The sequence below is a fragment of the Lentzea chajnantorensis genome (assembly GCF_054300775.1).
The window spans coordinates 272,926-289,983 of sequence record NZ_JBSDZT010000002.1 but is presented as its reverse complement, the minus strand read 5'-3'; the positions used below and the strand labels follow the sequence as shown (position 1 = coordinate 289,983).

Below are 17,058 nucleotides of genomic sequence, written 5' to 3'. Positions count from 1 at the left end.
GCGCACGCCCGCCAGGAGGCAGGCGTGCGGCCCGGCCGTCACAGGCGCGGGTCCACCGGTTCCGACTCCAGCGCCAGCACGCCGAACACGCATTCGTGCACGCGCCACAACGGCTCGCCGCGTGCGACCCGTTCCAGTGCCTCGATGCCCAGTGCGTACTCGCGCAACGCCAGCCCGCGCTTGCGGCCGAGGCTGCGCTTGCGCAGACGGGCCAGGTTCGCCGGCTCGGTGTAGTCGGGGCCGTAGATGATCCGCAGGTACTCGCGCCCGCGCACCTTCACGCCCGGCTGTGCCCGCCGGGTCAGGTTCGCCAGCGGCTTGACGACCATCCCCTCACCGCCGTCCGCCGTCAGCGACTCCCACCACCCGACCCCGCGCGCCACCGAGGACTCGTCGGTGACGTCGACCACGAGGTGCCGCGTCTGCTGCCACAGCGGACCCTCCAGCGCACCCAGCTTCTCCAGGTGCCACAGGTGCGAGCGGTCGTGGAACGTCTGCCCGGCCGCCGCCAGCAGCTGGAACGGTGCGATCCGCACGCCCTCCAGACCGTTCGTGGGCCAGCAGTAGCGCGAGTAGGCCTCCTGGTACGCAACGGCGTTCGCGGCACGACGCGAAGTACGCGCCAGCAGGTCCGACACGTCCACACCACGGGCCGCCGCAGCCGACAACGCCTCAACCGCCACCGGCAGCGCGCCACCGGCCGCCGCGCCGACCGCCGCGTACTGCTCGCGGATCAGGCCGGAGGCCTTGACGTTCCACGGCAGCAGCTCGGCGTCGAGGAGCAGCCAGTCGGTGGCGAGCTCGGCGAACAGCGGCCGGACGGCCTCCCGCACCCGGTCGAGCAGTTCCTCGCCCAACGCGCCGTCGAAGAACGCGCGGCCGGTGCGCGTGTACACCGCCCCGCCCTCCTCGCGCACCAGCAGCACCGCGCGGGAGCCCATGTGCTTCTCCTCGCAGATGACCTGCGCGACACCGGCCGCGCGGTACTCGGCGAACGCGTCGGAGGGGTGCTCCAGCACGTCCTCGCGCCGCGAGGTCGCCGTGGGCGCCATCGTCGGCGGCAGGTACAGCAGGTCGTGCGGGTCGATCGCGAACCGGCTCATCACCTCCAGCGCCGAGGCCGACTGCTCCGCGCGCACCGTCACCGCGCCCATCACCGACGTCTCGATCCGGCGCAGGCCGGTGACGTCGGTCAGCGACAGCACGTCCGGCGTGCGCTCGGCGACCGGTGGCGGGAACGGCCGGTCGTTCTCGTACCAGACCTGGTGCGCCTTGACGGAGACGAGCTCCTTCTCCGGGTAGCGCAACGCGGTCAGCTTCCCGCCGAACACCACGCCCGTCTCCAGGCACATGGTGTTGTTGACCCACTCGGCCTCGGGCACCAGCACGTGCCCGTACAGCACCATCGCGGAGCCGCGGTAGTCGTTCGCCCACGGCAGCCGCACGGGCAGGCCGTACTCGTCGGTCTCGCCGGTCGTGTCGCCGTAGAGCGCGAAGCTGCGCACCTTCACCGACGCACGGCCGTGGTAGCGCTCGGGCAGGCCCGCGTGCGCCACGACGAGCTTGCCGTCGTCCAGCACGTAGTGCGCGATCAGCCCGTCGCAGAACTTCTGCGCAGCCAGGCGGAACTCCTCCGGCTCGTGCGCGAGCTGCTCCAGCGACTTCTCCAGCCCGTGCCGGACCGTCACCTTGTGCCCGCGCAACGCGCGGACCAGCTTCTCCTCGTGGTTCCCGCGCACGCTCAGCGCGTGGCCGTTCGCGACCATGCCCATGACGAGCCGCAGCACACCGGGCGTGTCCGGGCCGCGGTCGACCAGGTCGCCGACGAACACGGCCCTGCGGTCACCCGGCGGCAGCGCGTCGACCGCGCGCCCCTCCTCGTCGCGGACCAGCGCGTAGCCCAACTCGGTGAGCAGCTCCTCCAGCTCGGCGCGGCAGCCGTGCACGTCACCGATCACGTCGAACGGGCCGGTCTCGTGCCGCAGGTCGTTGAGCAGCTTCTCGTACACGACGGTCGCGTTGTCCACATCGGACTCCGAGCGCAGCACGTGCACGCGCTTGAAGCCCTCCTTGCCCAGATGCTTCAACGACCGGTGCAACGCGGCCCGGTGCCGCTTCACGACGTGCGCGCCGAAGTCGCGGTCCGGCCGCGATGCGTTGCGCCGCAGGCAGACGTCGGCCGGCGTGTCCAGCACGATCGCCACCGGCAGCACGTTCGCGCGCTTCGCGACCTCGACCAGCTTCGCGCGGTCGGGCGCCTGCACGTTGGTCGCGTCGACCACGGTGACCTTGCCGGCTTCCAGCCGCTTCGCCGCGACGTGGTGCAGCACGTCGAACGCCGCCGCGGACGCCGACTGGTCGTTCTCGTCGTCGGAGACGAGCCCGCGGAAGTAGTCGCTGGACAGCACCTGCGTGGGCAGGAAGTGCCTGCGCGCGAACGTGGACTTGCCCGAGCCGGAGGCGCCCACCAGCACCACCAGGCACAGGTCCGGGATCTTCAGTTCCATCAGTTCTCCGCCCCCAGGCTGAACACGGCCATCTGGGTCGGTGCGCCACGTTCGGCGTCCTCCGGCCCGATCGGCACATGTCGCACGGTGTAACCGCGTCGTGCGGCCACACCTCCCGCCCACTCCCGGAACTCCGCGCGAGTCCACTCGAAACGGTGGTCGGAGTGCCGCAACCGGCCCTCCGGCAACGTGTCGAAGAGCGGGTTGTACTCCACGTTCGGCGTGGTCACGAGGACCGTCGCCGGGCGCGCGACCACGAACACCGAGTGCTCCAGCGCGGGCAGCCGCGACGGGTCGACGTGCTCGACGACCTCCATCAGCACCGCCGCGTCGTACCCGGCGAGCTCGGGGTCCGCGTAGGTCAGAGCCGACTGCCGCAGCGTGATCCGCTCGCGCGCCCGGTCGTTCACGCGGTCGAGCTTCAGCTTGCGCGCGGCCTCCTGCAGCGCCTTCGCGGACACGTCGACGCCGTGCAGCTCGGTGAACTCGGGTTCGTCGACGAGCACCCGCAGCAGTGCGCCCCCGCCGCAGCCGAGGTCGAGCACGCGCTTGGCCCGCGCCTGCTTGAGCGCCTCGACCACGGCCACCTTGCGCTGCGCGGCGAGCGAGACCTCCGGTTCGGCCAGCGCGTTGTCCAGCTCCTCCGGCTCGACCTCGTCGACCTCGGCGAGCCGTTCCAGCGCCGACAGCACCAGCGGCCGCTTGCGCGCCAGGTAGCGAGTGGTGATCAGCTCCTTGTCCGGGTGCTGCGCCAGCCAGCCGTCACCGGCCTTGAGCAGCTTGTCGACCTCGTCGGCGGCGACCCAGTAGTGCTTGCCGCCGTCGAGCACGGGCAGCAGCACGTACAGGTGCCGGAGCGCGTCGCTGAGCTTGACCGTGCCGGTCAGCGTGACGTCGCCGTAGCGGGAGTCGCCGTGCTCGTCGACCTCGACGGTCCAGCCCAGCGGCGTGAACAGCCGGTCGGCGAGCCGGTGCGGCAGCGCGGGAATGCGGACCACCAGCGGGATCGGCGTGCGCGCCAGCTCCGGGTAGCTGTCGCTGCGGCCGTTCATGGCGGTGCGGAACACGCTGCCGAGCGCGACCGTGAGCAACGACCCGGCCGCGTACGGGCGGTCGTTGACGTACTGGGTGAGCGTGCTGCCGGGACCTCGCACCAGCGCGACCGGGTCGACCTCCAGCAGGAGGGCGACCGTGCACTCCTCGTGCGTCGCCTTCGGGTAGAAGACGTGCGCGACACCCGAGCTCGTCGTGAACGACTGGGCCCGGTCCGGGTGCTTGTGCAGCAGGTGACCGAGGTCGGTCGCCGGCCGGTGGGTGGTGGTCATGGTGAGCAACACCCGGTCGAGTCTGATCGAGAGTCGCCGTTTCCGCTGCTCATTTAGTGTTGTTCGCATGACGAACCGGCTAGCGGACGCGACCAGCCCCTACCTGCTGCAGCACGCGGACAACCCGGTCGACTGGTGGCCGTGGTGCCCCGAGGCGTTCGAGGAGGCCCGGCGGCGCGACGTCCCGGTGCTGCTCTCCGTCGGGTACGCGGCCTGCCACTGGTGCCACGTCATGGCGCACGAGTCGTTCGAGGACGCCGGCATCGCCGCGTACGTGAACGAGCACTTCGTGGCGGTGAAGGTCGACCGCGAGGAACGCCCGGACGTCGACGCGGTGTACATGGAGGTCACGCAGGCCATGACCGGCCACGGCGGCTGGCCGATGACCGTGTTCCTCACCCCCGACGCCAAGCCGTTCCACGCGGGCACCTACTACCCGCCGTCGCCGCGGCCCGGCATGCCGTCGTTCCGGCAGCTGGTCGAGGCGGTCTCCTCGGCGTGGACGACGCAGGGTGACGAGGTGCTGGCGTCCGCCTCGGCCGTGGTGGAGGAGATCTCGCGCCGCGCCACGCCGCTGCCGCCGTCCACTGTGGACGCCGAGGTGCTGGGCGGTGCGGTGGTGTCGTTGCTGGGCGAGTTCGACCGGCGCAACGGCGGCTTCGGCGGCGCACCGAAGTTCCCGCCGTCGATGGTGGTGGAGTTCCTGCTGCGCCACCACGAACGCACGGGCTCGGTGCAGGCGCTGTCGATGGCGACCGTCACGGCCGACGCGATGGCCGACGGCGGCATGTACGACCAGCTCGGCGGTGGGTTCGCCCGATACAGCGTCGACGCGTCCTGGGTCGTGCCGCACTTCGAGAAGATGTTGTACGACAACGCTTTGCTGCTCCGCTTCTACACGCACCTCACGCGTGTCACGGGTTCTTCGCGCTATGAGCGGGTCGCGCGTGACACGGCCGGGTTCTTGCTGCGCGAGCTGCGCACGGACGAGGGCGGCTTCGCGGCGTCGCTGGACGCGGACACCGAGGGCGTCGAGGGCCTGACCTACGTGTGGTCGTACGACGAGCTGGGTGCGGCGGCGGAGGCCTTCGGCGTCACCGAGGAGCCGAACTTCGAGGACGGCTGGTCCACGCTGCGGTTCGTGTCCGAGCCGGGGGAGGACGTGCGGGCGGCGTTGCTCGCGCGGCGTGCCGAGCGCCCGCAGCCCGGCCGCGACGACAAGGTGGTCGCGGCCTGGAACGGCATGGCGATCGCGGCGCTGGCCGAGGCGGGCGCGTTCTTCGGCGAGACGTCCTGGGTGCTCGCGGCGACGACGGCGGCCACGACGCTGACCGGCGTGCACCTGGTCGAGGGACGGCTGCTGCGGACCTCGCGCGACGGTGTCGCCGGCCCGTCCGCGGGTGTGCTGGAGGACTACGGGTGCCTGGCGGACGGCCTGCTCGCGCTGCACCAGGTCACCGGGTCGGTGCGGTGGCTCGACACGGCGTGCGGCCTGCTGGACACGGCACTGGCGCGCTTCGCCGTCCCCGGCACCGCAGGGGCCTACTTCGACACCGCGGACGACGCCGAGGCGCTGGTGCGCCGCCCGGCCGACTCGACCGACAACGCCTCGCCCTCCGGTGCCTCGTCGCTGGCCTCGGCGTTGCTGACCGCGTCCCTGCTGGTCGGCGCGGGCCGGTCGGCCCACTACGCCGAGGCCGCCGCTGCGGCGGTGACCCGCGCGGGTCTGCTGGCCGCACGCGCCCCGCGGTTCGCGGGTCACTGGCTCACCGTCGCCGAGGCGCTGGTGGCGGGCCCGGTGCAGGTCGCCGTGGTGGGGGCGGTCGACGATCCGCGCCTGGTCGAGCTGTTCGCGACGGCGGTGGCCCACGTGCCCGGCGGTGGGGTCGTGGTGGCCGGTGAACCCGGCTCGGCGCCGTTGCTGGAAGACCGTCCGCTGGTGGACGAAGCGCCCGCCGCGTACGTGTGCCGCGGTTACGTGTGCGACCGGCCGGTGGTGTCGGTGGACGCGCTGGTCACTTCACTGTCGGCGAACACCCTCTGACTGATTGCAGGCGTAACGTCGGTAACGAGGTAATCATGTAATCAAGGGTGTGGTGGAAATGGGACGTGGATGGCGCGGACGAGGAGGCTGGCAGCAGGCCGACCTGCCACCGGCCGAAGACGCGGCGGCCTGGTTCGCAGGCCGGCTGCCGGACGGCTGGTTCACCGGCACCCCCGAGGTCGTCGTCGACCGCGAGGAGATCACCGTCGTCGGCACGCTGCCCGACCTGGAGGGCGAGTTCGACGACGCCTCCCGCGCGGCGGCCGAGTCGGGCCGCATCTCCCGGTGGCGCGAGCAGACCCGCGACGAACGCATCGAGATCGCCCGCCAGGCCGAGCACCGCTACGGCCGCAAGGTGGCGTGGGGCGCCGTGCAGGGCGGCACCCGCGAGCTCTTCACGCACCTGGCCGTGCCGGTGATGACGCGCCTGCGCCAGCCGGAGCGCCAGGTGCTCGACACCCTGGTGGCCGCCGGTGTGGCGCGGTCACGGGCCGACGCGCTGGCGTGGGCCGTGCGGCTGGTCGGGGAGCACGCGGACGCGTGGCTGGCCGAGCTGCGGGACGCGATGTCGAAGGTGGACGACCTGCGGGAGCAGGGCCCGGACCTGACCTGAGGTCCAGGGCGGCGTGGACCGGCTCCCCCCGCGACTTCCGCCCGCGGGGGGAGCCGCTGCCGCATCCCGGCTCGGTGCCGCCGTCCGGTTGCCCTGCGGCGTGAGCTGCGCCCGGTCGGCCAGGAAGGCGCTCGACGTCTCGCTGCCGCTGAACCAGCGGGTCAACGGCCTGAAGGGCTGCGTCGAGCGCTACCACCCCATCGGGTTCGCGCGTCGATGAGCTTCCTGGAGGCCGTGGCCGGTGACTTCGCCTCCGACCCGGCGGCGTTGCCGCTGGCGGTGGAGGTGCTCACGGCCGGCCGGGACGCGTGGCAGGCCGAGGTCCGCGCCTACGCCGTGCTGCGGCGGCGGGCCAAGCGGCTCGGTCTGCGGGTGCCGCACCCAGCCGCGCCCAACCCCAACCGGCCGTCGCACTGGCACGGCGCACGGCGGGAAGCGGCGTTGCACGCCGTCTGGTTCCGGTACTCGAAGGGCGCCATCGCCGACGTCGACCTGCACTGCCTCGCCGCCGCGCTGGTGCGGCGTGGCCGGCTCACGGCGGTGCAGCTCGCCATGTTCGACCAGGTGCACGCCGGGTTGGAGGAGCGCTTCGCCGCCGCCGGCACGCACGACTACCAGCGCTACGACGAGCTGCGGCAGCTGCTCGCGCTCGCCACGCAGATCGCGGTCGTCACGGGCCGGTGCTGAGCGCCGTCGGCAGGAGGGCACGCACCTCCTCGATCGTCGTGGCCTCGGACGGGTCCTTGTCCGGGCGGTAGCGGACCACGCGGGCGAAGCGCAGGGCCACGCCGCCGGGGTAGCGCGACGAGACCTGCACGCCGTCCAGCTCGATCTCGATCACGAGCTCCGGGCGGACCATCACGACCCACTCGTCCTCGAAGACCGCGATCTCCTGCAGAGCCTTCGTCTGCCAGGTCAGCAGCTCGTCGGTGAGGCCCTTGAAGGTCTTGCCGACCATGATCGGCGGGCCGCCGTCCGGGTCGCGGGCGCCGAGGTGGAGGTTCGACAGCCAGCCGCGGCGGCGCCCGGAGCCCCACTCGACGCCCAGGACCACGAGGTCGAGGGTGTGGACCGGCTTCACCTTCTGCCAGGAGCGGCCGCGCCGGCCCGCCGCGTAGACCGAGGACAGCGACTTCACCATCACACCCTCGTGGCCAGCGCCCAGCGACGCCGCCACCACCGCGCCTGCCTCCTCCGGTGACGGGTCGAGGACGCCGGGGATGACGTGCTCACCCGCGACCGAGCGCAGGGCGGCGAGGCGGTCGCGCAGCGGTTCGTCGAGCAGGTCCTCCCCGTCGAGGTGCAGGCAGTCGAAGAAGTACGGGTGCAGCAGCAGCTCGCGTTCGTCCTGCGCGCCGAAGCGGCTCATCGTCTCCTGGAACGGGCGCGGGCGGCCCTCGTCGGTCAGCGCCAGCGTTTCGCCGTCCAGCACGACCGAGGTGCACGGCAGGCCGCGGACGAGCTCGACCAGCTCCGGCACGGTCTTGGTGATCTCCCGCAACGTGCGGGTGTAGACATGCACCTCGTCGCCGGAGCGGTGCACCTGGATGCGGGCCCCGTCGAGCTTGTGCTCCACGACGCAGCCGCCCAGCTCGGTCAGCGCCGCGTCGAGCGACTCGGCGGGGGAGGCCAGCATCGGGCGCAGCGGCCGGCCGACCTCCAGCCGGAACGCCTCCAGCTCCCCGGCACCGCCCCGCAACGCCGCCACGGCCGTCTCCGGCAGGCGACCGGACAGCATGAACGCCCTGCGGACCGCCTCACCCGGCACGTCCGCCGCCGAGGCGATGGCGTCGAGCATCACGCCCTCCAGCGCGCCCTGGCGCAGCTCACCGGTCAGCAGGCGGCGCAGGAAGTCCTGCTCGGCGGCCGTGGCCAGGCCGAACAGCCCGACCAGCAGGTCGACCCGCCGCTGCGCCGACCCCTTGCCGGACGTCGTGGCGACGGCCCCCAGCGTCAGGTCGACCTCGGCGACGGTCAGCGACGGCTCCGCGGCCGGGGGCACGGACAGGTCGAGGACCGTCCGCCAGCCGGTGCCGATGCGGCCCTGCCGGGGCGTGCCGATGAGGAACGACACGACGGCGACCACCGTGTCCGCGGTGCCGGCGGCGTTCTCGGCGTCCAAGGTGCCCTCGGCTCCTGCGGCGTCCCCGGTGCCAGCGGCGCCTCCGGCCCCTGCAACGTCCTCGGCGTCCGCGGGGGCCACCGCCGCGCGCAGCACCGCGGCCAGCGCCTTGACCTTGGCCAGGCGCGACCGCGTCGCGGCCACCGCGGCCGACGTGTCGACTACTTCGGAGAGGTGCACGGTTTCATGGTGCACCCGTGCACTGACAATTTCTCGAGGGCCGGACTAGGCTGGGCCCGACATTCGTTCTACCTGGGGGTTCACCGCGCCATGCGAGCCGTCAAGATCATCGCCGCCGCCCTGCTCGTCGCCGCCGTCGCCGCTGTCACGGCCGGTGCCACCGCCGGTCAGGCCCGCGAGCACATCCTCCAGGGCAACACCGTCGCCGAGAAGCGCGAACACATCCTCTGAGCAGGTTGCCAGCTGTTGTGCCTGTGACGCCTCCGAGCTTCCCACTCCTGGCTCTGCTGGCGTCTGCAAGGAGGGGGAGGGGCGGGCAAGGCTTCTGGCCAGGTGCTCAGACCAGCCCTCTAGACCACCGCGGCGATCTCGCGGACTGCCTCGCGCAGGCGGTCCGGCGTCAGCGCGGCGTAGCCCAGCACCAGTCCGGGCCACATGGGCGTGCGCGCGTACTGCGCGAGCGCCCACACGTGCACACCTCGCGCCTCCAGTGCGCGCTTCAACGCCATGTCGTCCGTGCCGTCCGGCATGCGCAGCACCACGTGCAACCCGGCCGCGACACCGATCGGCTGCCACGACGGCAAGTGCGTCGCAACGGCGTCGAGCAACGCATCCCGGCGCTTGCGGTAGAGCGCGCGCGTACGGCGCAGATGCCGGTCGTAACCACCGGTCCGCAGCAGGTGCGCGAAGGCGGCCTGCGGGATCGTGCCGGTGCCCATGTCGTTGTACTTCTTGCGGTCCACGACACCCGCGCGCAACCGCTCCGGCACCACCAGCCACCCCAGCCGCAGGGCCGGCGCGAGCACCTTGCTCGTCGTCCCCTGGTACACGACGTGGTCGGGCGCCAGCGCCTGCAACGCGCCCAGCGCCGGCCGGTCGTAGCGGTGCTCGGCGTCGTAGTCGTCCTCGATGATCAGGCCGCCCCGCTCGCGCGCCCACTCCACCAGCGCCCGCCGCCGTTCCGGGTGCAGCACCACCCCCAGCGGGAACTGGTGCGCCGCCGTCACCAGCACCGCGCGACAGTCCGTTCTGGACAACAGGTCGACCCGGATTCCCTTGTCGTCAACGGGAACCGACACCGGCTTGAGGCCGTGCGACCGCAGCAGGTCCGCGCCGCCGAAGTGGCTCGGCTCCTCGATCGCGATGCTGCCGTTCAGCATCCGCGCGGTCAGCTGCAGCCCGTCCGCCGAGCCGTTGGTGATCACCGCGTCGCGCGCCACGACCGCGCGCACCCGCGCCAGGTAGTCGACGATCTCCTTGCGCAGCCCCACGAACCCGGCCGGGTCGGGGTAGGCGAGGTCGTCGTCGGGCAGCTCGGCCAGCGCCGCGCGGTGCGCCGCGACCCAGTCGGCGCGCGGGAACGCGCTCAGCGCGGGCAGTCCCGGCCGCAGGTTGTACCGCCAGCGCCGCGGAGGCTCCGGCACCCCGCACACCCCGGCCGGCCCGAGCGCCGCGACCGTCGTCCCCGACCCGCGCCGGGCCGTGAGGTAGCCCTCCGCCACGAGCTGCGCGTACGCCGACGTGACGGTGCCGCGCGCGACGCCGAGCTGCGCGGCCAGGTCGCGCGACGACGGCAGCCGCGTGCCCGGTGCGAGCCGCCCGTCCCGGACCGCCCGCCGCAGCGCTGCCTCCACGCCACGGCGCCGCTGGTGCTCGGGCAGCAGCAGCTCGCGGAAAGTGGTCCAGTTCGCAGACATCGAAGTGGAGCTTAAATCTGGACCAGTCCGCGGCAAAGCTCTGGTGCATGAGACTCGGGGTGGCCGCGGGAGCGACAGCGGCAACGATCGTCGGTGCGTCGGTTCCGATCACGGGGATGCTGGCCGGCTACCCGGTCCTGACCGGCCAGGCCCTGCGCTACGCCCTCGCGGCGGCCATCCTGCTGCTGGTCGCGCGCCGGCTGCCGGTGCCGTCGTGGCGCGACCTCCCGCCGCTGCTCGGCGTGGTGCTCACCGGCATGCTCGGCTTCAACGCCCTGCTCATCGCCGCCCAGCAGTACGCGGAACCCGGTTTCGTCGCCGCCGTCATGGGTGCCTCGCCGATCGCCCTCGCCCTGCTCGCCCGGCAACGGTCGCTTGCCGCGATCGTCGGCGCGGTGGTGGTGGCCGCGGGTGTGGTGGTGTTGTCCGGCGGTGGCGCGTGGCACGGCCCCGGCCTGCTGCTCGCCCTGCTCACGATGGCCGGCGAGGTCTGCTTCACGCTGTTCGCGGTCGGTGTGGTGAAACGGCTCGGCGTGCTCGGCGTGGCCACCTGGACGTGCATCATCGCGGCCGTCATCGGGTCCGTCCTGGGCACGTTCGTCGGCGGCTGGCAGGTGCCCGACGCGAAGCAGGCGCTTGCGCTCGTGTCGCTCGCCGTCCTCGTCACCGCGCTGGCGTTCGGCCTCTGGTACTTCGCCGTGCACCGCCTCGGCTCCGACCGCGCGGGCGTGCTCATCGGCCTGATGCCGGTCGCGGGGCTGGCGGCGTCCGTGCTGCTCGGCGTGCAGGACCTGACGTTCGCGTCCGCGGTCGGCGTCGTCACCGTGACGCTCGGGTGCGGCATCGCGCTGCACAAGGGCGGTAAATCGCGTGCGGTCGAGGAACCGGCGCCCATAGCGTTGGGTCAGTGACCGACGCTGCCGCTCTGCTGAGCGCCTACGACACCCAGGCCCGTCCCGCCGAGTGGGCGAACGCGGTCCCCGGCGCCCCCGTGCACCGCGACGGCCCGGTGTTCCGGGTGGAGGGCCCGCACGGAGGCACCGTCGCGGGCCTGCCCGACCTGGGCGTCACCGGCGCCGAGCTGGACGCCCTGATCGCACGGCAGCGCGACGTCTTCGCGCGGCGCGGTCAGCCGGTCGAGTGGAAGACCTGGGCCCACGACCGGCCCGCCGGCCTGCCGCGGCGCCTGGAGGCCGCCGGGTTCGCCGCCGAGGACCGGGAGACGGTGTTGATCGGCCTCGCCGAGGAGATGACGGCGCCGGTCGAGGTCGCCGGCGTGGTGCTGCGGGAGACGCGGGCCGAGGCCGACCTGCGGCGCATCGGCGACTGCCTCGGCGAAGTGTGGGGCAAGGACTGCGGCGCGCTCGTCGACCGGCTGGTGTCGATCAAGGACGACCCGGACGTGGTGATCGTCGTCGCGGAGGCCGGGGACGTGGTCGTGTCGTCGGCCCGGCTGGAGGTCGTGCCGGGCACCGAGTTCGGCGGGCTGTGGGGCGGCTCGACGCTGGAGCGGTGGCGCGGGCGCGGCATCTACCGGGCGCTGGTGGCGCACCGGGCGCGGATCGCGGTCGAGCGCGGCATCCGGTACCTGCAGGTGGACGCGTCGGAGGACTCACGGCCGATCCTGGAACGACTCGGGTTCACGGCTGTGACGACCACGACGCCGTACGTGTGGCGGCCGTAGACGCGGCTGGCCATCCCGGGCGCTGCGCGTATCGTGGAAGCACGTGCGGTTCATCGAAGGGCATCGACCCTCTTACGACCTGACCTACGACGACGTCTTCCTCGTCCCCGGCCGCAGCGCCGTGGAGTCGCGGTTCGGCGTCGACCTGTCCACCTCGGACGGCACCGGCGCCACCATCCCGATCGTCGTGGCGAACATGACGGCCGTGGCCGGGCGCAGGATGGCCGAGACCATCGCGCGGCGCGGCGGGATCGTGGTCATCCCGCAGGACGTGCCCACGGAGGCCGTCGCGGAGATCACCGCCTGGGTCAAGGAGCGGCACCCGGTCTGGGACACGCCGCTCACCCTCACCACCGGTGACGCCGTGGCGGACGCGCGCAACCTCATGCACAAGCGTGCGCACGGCGCGGTTGTCGTCGTCGACGACGGTGGGCGGCCCATCGGTGTGGTGGACGAGGCCGCGTGCACCGGGGTCGACCGGTTCGCGCGCATCGGCGACGTCATGAACACCGACGTCCTCCTGCTGCCGCTCGACACCAAGCCGCAGGACGTCTTCGAGCACCTGCACCACAGCACCCACAAGATCGCGCTCGGCGTCGATGAGCAGCAACGGCTGCGCGGCGTGCTGACCGAGCTCTCGGCGTTGCGGGCGGAGATCTACAAGCCCGCCACCGACGACGACGGGCAGCTGCGGATCGCCGCGGCGGTCGGGGTCAACGGCGACGTCAGGGCCAAGGCGGAGGCGCTGCTCAAGGCCGGGGTGGACGTGTTGGTGGTCGACACCGCGCACGGGCACCAGGAGAAGATGATCGGCGCCATCCGCGCGGTTCGCGAGGCGAGCCCGACCGTGCCGATCGCCGCGGGCAACGTGGTCACGAAGGAGGGCGTGCGGGACCTCGTCGAGGCCGGTGCGGACATCATCAAGGTCGGCGTCGGACCGGGCGCGATGTGCACCACCCGCATGATGACCGGCGTCGGCCGGCCGCAGTTCAGCGCCGTCGCCGAGTGCTCCGCCGAGGCGCGCGGGCTCGGCAAGCACGTGTGGGCCGACGGCGGCGTGCGGCACCCGCGGGACGTGGCGCTGGCGTTGGCGGCGGGCGCGAGCAGCGTCATGGTCGGCAGCTGGTTCGCCGGCACCTACGAGTCGCCCGGTGACCTGCAGCGCGACGAACGCGGGAATCTCTACAAGGAATCCTTCGGAATGGCGTCGAAGCGGGCGGTCACGGCGCGCACGCGCAGCGACAACGCGTTCGACCGTGCGAAGAAGGGCCTGTTCGAAGAAGGCATCTCGACGTCGAAAATGCGGTTGGACCCGGCGCGCCCGAGCGTGGAGGATCTGCTCGACGCGATAACGTCCGGCGTTCGCTCGGCCTGCACGTATGCGGGTGCGACCTCGCTGGAGGAGTTCCGCGACAAGGCAGTTCTCGGCATCCAGTCCGCTGCTGGCTTCGCGGAAGGGCGGCCGTTGCCAGGGGGTTGGTGAGGAATGGACGACGCGGTCTCCGTGAGAGAACTCCGCAAAATCTACAAACCAGGACAAAAGCCGGCGGTGGACGGGTTGAGCTTCACCGTCCGCCGCGGTGAGGTGTTCGGCCTGCTCGGTCCGAACGGGGCCGGCAAGACGACCACGGTCGGCGTGCTCACCACGCGCGTCCGCCCCACCTCGGGGCAGGCGCTCGTGGAGGGCGTCGACGTGGTCGCCGACTCCAAGCGCGCACGGCAGCTGCTCGCGGTCGTGCCGCAGCGCAACAACCTCGACCGCTCGCTCAACGCACGGCAGAACCTGCTGTTCCACGCCGCCTACCACGGCATCGGACCGAAGGAACGCCAGCAGCTCGCCGACGACATCCTCGAACGCATGGGGCTGAAGGACCACCGCAACGCGCTCGTGGACACGCTCTCCGGCGGTCAGGCGCAACGGCTGATGATCGCCCGCGCGCTCATGCACCGCCCGAAGGTGCTGTTCCTCGACGAGCCGAGCACCGGGCTCGACCCGCAGGCCCGGCTCTTCGTCCACGAACGCGTCGCCGCACTGCACGCCGAGGGCGTCACGGTCGTGCTGACCACGCACGACATGGACGAGGCGGCGAAGCTCTGCGACCGGGTCGGCATCGTCGACCACGGCAAGCTGCTCACCCTCGACACGCCCGCGGAGCTCACGAGGAACCTGCCCGGCAGCAACACCGTCAGCGTCACGGTGAGCCCGAACGGCCACGAGCCCGCGAAGATCAACCAGGTGCTGTCCGAGGTGGACGGTGCGCAGCGGGTCGAGGAGGTCGGCGGGATGTACCGCGTGTACACCGACGCCGACACCGCGGTCACGCTGCCGGCGGTGCTGAACGTGCTGCGCGACCTCGACGTCGTCGTCAGCGACGTGGCGATCGGCAAGCCCAGCCTGGAGGACGTCTTCATCCACCTGACCGGGCGGGAGCTGCGGTGAGCCAGTTGCGCACGTTCAAGGCGATCCTGTGGCGCGACGTCTTCGTCACCGGCCGCGAGCTGCCGAGCTTCCTCGCGCAGGTCATCATCCAGCCGTTCTTCATCCTCTTCATCTTCGCGAAGGTGCTGGGGGACATCGGGTACGTCCAAGACGACTTCGCGCAGGTGCTGCTGCCCGGCATCATCGCGATGAACGGGTTCCTGGGCGCGCTGCAGAACACGACGCTGCCGCTGGTGCTGGACTTCTCGTGGACGCGGGAGATCGAGGACCGGCTGCTGGCGCCGATCTCCATCCCGCTGGTCGCGGTGGAGAAGATCGTGTTCGGCGCGATCCGCGGGTTCTTCGCCGCGGTGCTGATGGTGCCGGTCGGGTTCGTGATGCTCGACGTCTCCTGGCAGTGGTCGGGAATCCCCGGTGCGCTGCTGGTGATCGTCCTGGGCTGTCTCGCGGGCGGGTCGGTCGGCATGGTCATCGGCACGTCGGTGCCCGCCCGCCGGGTCAACGTGATGTTCGCGGTGATCCTGACGCCGTTGCTGTTCACCGGTTCGTCGCAGTTCCCGTGGCGGTCGCTGAGCGACGACCTGCTGTGGTTCAAGGTGGTCTGCGCGCTGAACCCGTTGACGTACGTCAGCGAGGGCATGCGGGCGGAGCTGGTGCCGGAGGTGCCGCACATGCCGCTGCCGGTCGTGCTGCTGGTGCTCGTCGTGGCGATCGCGGGCTTCGGCGGCCTCGGTCTGCGCGGCTTCATGAGGCGCGCGCTCGACTAGGGCCTGTGTCCTGGCAGAGAACGGGAAACGGCCCCGCGCGGTGGGAACGCGGGGCCGTTCCGTCCACTCAGGACACTACGAGGCGTAGTCCTCCAGCATCTCCGTGACGAGCGCCGCGATCGGCGACCGCTCCGAGCGGGTCAGGGTGATGTGGGCGAAGAGCGGGTGGCCCTTCAGCTTCTCGATCACCGCCGCCACGCCGTCGTGCCGCCCGACCCGCAGGTTGTCGCGCTGCGCCACGTCGTGCGTCAGCACCACCCGCGAGTTGCTGCCCAGCCGCGACAGCACGGTCAGCAGGACGTTGCGCTCCAACGACTGCGCCTCGTCCACGATCACGAAGGAGTCGTGCAGCGAGCGGCCGCGGATGTGGGTGAGCGGCAGGACCTCCAGCATCCCGCGGTCCAGCACCTCCTCCAGCACCGCCTGGCTCACCAGCGCGCCGAGGGTGTCGAACACCGCCTGCGCCCACGGCCCCATCTTCTCGTTCTCACTGCCGGGCAGGTACCCGAGCTCCTGGCCGCCGACCGCGTAGAGCGGCCGGAACACCACGACCTTGCGGTGCTGCCGTCGTTCCATCACCGCTTCGAGACCGGCGCACAGCGCCAGTGCCGACTTGCCGGTGCCCGCACGTCCGCCCAGCGAGACGATGCCGACATCGGCGTCGAGCAGCAGGTCCAGCGCGATCCGCTGCTCAGCGGACCTCCCGTGCAGTCCGAACGCCTCCCGATCCCCGCGCACCAGCCTGATCTGCTTGTCCGCGGTCACCCGGCCCAGAGCGCTCGACGTGCCCGCCAGCAACCGCAGACCGGTGTGGCAGGGCAGCTCGGCGACGTGCTCCAGGCCCTCGTACTGGGCCGGGTCGACGACGTTCTCCTTGAACAGGCCGTCCACCAGGGACTGCGGAGCGTCCAGGTCGGACATCCCGGTCCAGCCGGACAAGGTGACGTCGTGCGCCCGGTACTCCTCCGCGGGCAGGCCGACCGATCCGGCCTTGACCCGCAGCGGCATGTCCTTCGTCACCAGGGTGACGTTGCGCCCCTCAGCGGCGAGGTTGAGGGAGCACGCGAGGATCCGGGCGTCGTTGGAGTCCGTTCGGAAGCCTGATGGCAACACCTCCTGGTCGGAGTGGTTGAGCTCGACGTGCAAGGTGCCCCCCAGATCCCCGATGGGGATCGGGGAGTCGAGGCGACCATGCCGCAAGCGCAGGTCGTCGAGCAGGCGCAGGGCCTCCCTCGCGAACCAGCCCAGTTCGGGGTGGTGGCGCTTGCCCTCCAGTTCGCTGATCACCACGAGCGGGAGCACGACCTCGTGCTCCGCGAACCGGGTGGGGGCGAGCGGGTCGGACAGCAGTACCGACGTGTCCAGCACATACGTGGTGATGGCCGGAGCGGCGGACTTGCGCCGGGAGGAGGATGTGCGCGATGAGCCTGAGGAACGGCTCGCGGGACGTCGTGCGTTCACGGCAACTCCCTCACGAACGCGGCACCCGCGTCCGCTCCTCGCTGGGCCAGGCACCACCCTGATCGACCGTCCCGCCCTTTCAGGCTGGTCGGCCACGAGGGCCGGGTGCCGGCCCCCTCGCGACGTCGTCTGCCACGATCAGAGCCTCCCTGCGCGGTCCGCAGTGGTCGCGTCCCGCCACTTCCGAAGTTACCTGCGGAAGTGCCACGTGTGCATGA

General features: G+C 72.0%; 15 protein-coding genes. 10 read left to right on the top strand and 5 right to left on the bottom strand.

The features are described 5' to 3' along the window. Positions 1 to 38: 38 nt before the first annotated feature. The gene (locus ACVDFE_RS01790) at positions 39 to 2,507 is read right to left on the bottom strand and encodes a polynucleotide kinase-phosphatase (protein WP_458429348.1); all 2,469 of its coding nucleotides are present in this window, start codon (positions 2,505 to 2,507) and stop codon (positions 39 to 41) included. Then, complete coding sequence (locus tag ACVDFE_RS01785) at positions 2,507 to 3,844, bottom strand: 3' terminal RNA ribose 2'-O-methyltransferase Hen1 (protein ID WP_458429347.1); 1,338 nt, start codon at positions 3,842 to 3,844, stop codon at positions 2,507 to 2,509. Before ACVDFE_RS01785 ends, ACVDFE_RS01790 begins: the two co-directional genes overlap by 1 nt. 55 nt (positions 3,845 to 3,899) lie before the next feature. Between ACVDFE_RS01785 and ACVDFE_RS01780 the strand changes: the two genes are divergently transcribed. From ACVDFE_RS01780 to ACVDFE_RS01765, 4 genes are read left to right on the top strand one after another with little or no spacing between them, the layout of a single operon-like run. Further along, a complete protein-coding gene (locus tag ACVDFE_RS01780) occupies positions 3,900 to 5,876 on the top strand; it encodes a thioredoxin domain-containing protein (protein WP_458429346.1) in 1,977 nt (658 codons plus the stop codon). Positions 5,877 to 5,934: 58 nt separating this feature from the next. Beyond that, positions 5,935 to 6,489 carry a hypothetical protein gene (locus ACVDFE_RS01775; protein ID WP_458429345.1) on the top strand — a complete coding sequence of 185 codons (555 nt, stop codon included), beginning with the start codon at positions 5,935 to 5,937 and terminating at the stop codon, positions 6,487 to 6,489. A 13-nt stretch (positions 6,490 to 6,502) separates the two neighbouring features. Continuing rightward, positions 6,503 to 6,709, top strand: coding sequence for a hypothetical protein (locus tag ACVDFE_RS01770; RefSeq protein WP_458429344.1), 207 nt, complete (start codon positions 6,503 to 6,505; stop codon positions 6,707 to 6,709). Beyond that, positions 6,706 to 7,176: a hypothetical protein gene (locus ACVDFE_RS01765; protein WP_458429343.1), complete on the top strand. Its 471-nt coding sequence runs from the start codon at positions 6,706 to 6,708 to the stop codon at positions 7,174 to 7,176. Before ACVDFE_RS01770 ends, ACVDFE_RS01765 begins: the two co-directional genes overlap by 4 nt. Here the strand turns inward: ACVDFE_RS01765 and ACVDFE_RS01760 are convergent. After that, positions 7,160 to 8,791, bottom strand: a complete 1,632-nt coding sequence (locus tag ACVDFE_RS01760; RefSeq protein WP_458429342.1) for an ATP-dependent DNA ligase — start codon at positions 8,789 to 8,791, stop codon at positions 7,160 to 7,162. The two genes, ACVDFE_RS01765 and ACVDFE_RS01760, sit on opposite strands and share 17 nt — an antisense overlap. 90 nt (positions 8,792 to 8,881) lie before the next feature. Here ACVDFE_RS01760 and ACVDFE_RS01755 point away from each other — a divergent pair, with 90 nt between their 5' ends. Next, positions 8,882 to 9,022, top strand: coding sequence for a hypothetical protein (locus ACVDFE_RS01755; protein ID WP_360386013.1), 141 nt, complete (start codon positions 8,882 to 8,884; stop codon positions 9,020 to 9,022). A gap of 119 nt (positions 9,023 to 9,141) precedes the next feature. On the opposite strand, the gene pdxR is transcribed toward ACVDFE_RS01755, so the two are convergent. Further along, on the bottom strand, positions 9,142 to 10,488 hold the full coding sequence (gene pdxR, locus ACVDFE_RS01750; RefSeq protein ID WP_458429341.1) for a MocR-like pyridoxine biosynthesis transcription factor PdxR: 1,347 nt from the start codon (positions 10,486 to 10,488) through the stop codon (positions 9,142 to 9,144). Between the two features lie 47 nt (positions 10,489 to 10,535). Here pdxR and ACVDFE_RS01745 point away from each other — a divergent pair, with 47 nt between their 5' ends. The 5 genes from ACVDFE_RS01745 to ACVDFE_RS01725 are packed head-to-tail and all read left to right on the top strand — an operon-like array spanning position 10,536 to position 15,379. Continuing rightward, the gene (locus ACVDFE_RS01745; RefSeq protein ID WP_360386017.1) at positions 10,536 to 11,399 is read left to right on the top strand and encodes a DMT family transporter; all 864 of its coding nucleotides are present in this window, start codon (positions 10,536 to 10,538) and stop codon (positions 11,397 to 11,399) included. Then, positions 11,396 to 12,172: a GNAT family N-acetyltransferase gene (locus tag ACVDFE_RS01740; protein ID WP_458429340.1), complete on the top strand. Its 777-nt coding sequence runs from the start codon at positions 11,396 to 11,398 to the stop codon at positions 12,170 to 12,172. Before ACVDFE_RS01745 ends, ACVDFE_RS01740 begins: the two co-directional genes overlap by 4 nt. A gap of 43 nt (positions 12,173 to 12,215) precedes the next feature. Continuing rightward, positions 12,216 to 13,655 carry a GuaB1 family IMP dehydrogenase-related protein gene (locus ACVDFE_RS01735; protein ID WP_458429339.1) on the top strand — a complete coding sequence of 480 codons (1,440 nt, stop codon included), beginning with the start codon at positions 12,216 to 12,218 and terminating at the stop codon, positions 13,653 to 13,655. Between the two features lie 3 nt (positions 13,656 to 13,658). Further along, positions 13,659 to 14,612, top strand: coding sequence for an ABC transporter ATP-binding protein (locus ACVDFE_RS01730; protein ID WP_360386023.1), 954 nt, complete (start codon positions 13,659 to 13,661; stop codon positions 14,610 to 14,612). After that, positions 14,609 to 15,379 carry an ABC transporter permease gene (locus tag ACVDFE_RS01725; RefSeq protein WP_360386025.1) on the top strand — a complete coding sequence of 257 codons (771 nt, stop codon included), beginning with the start codon at positions 14,609 to 14,611 and terminating at the stop codon, positions 15,377 to 15,379. The genes ACVDFE_RS01730 and ACVDFE_RS01725 overlap by 4 nt, the downstream gene beginning before the upstream one ends. Before the next feature lie 75 nt (positions 15,380 to 15,454). Here ACVDFE_RS01725 and ACVDFE_RS01720 read toward each other — a convergent pair whose 3' ends face one another. Then, positions 15,455 to 16,747: a PhoH family protein gene (locus ACVDFE_RS01720; RefSeq protein ID WP_360386027.1), complete on the bottom strand. Its 1,293-nt coding sequence runs from the start codon at positions 16,745 to 16,747 to the stop codon at positions 15,455 to 15,457. Between the last annotated feature and the right edge of the window lie 311 nt (positions 16,748 to 17,058).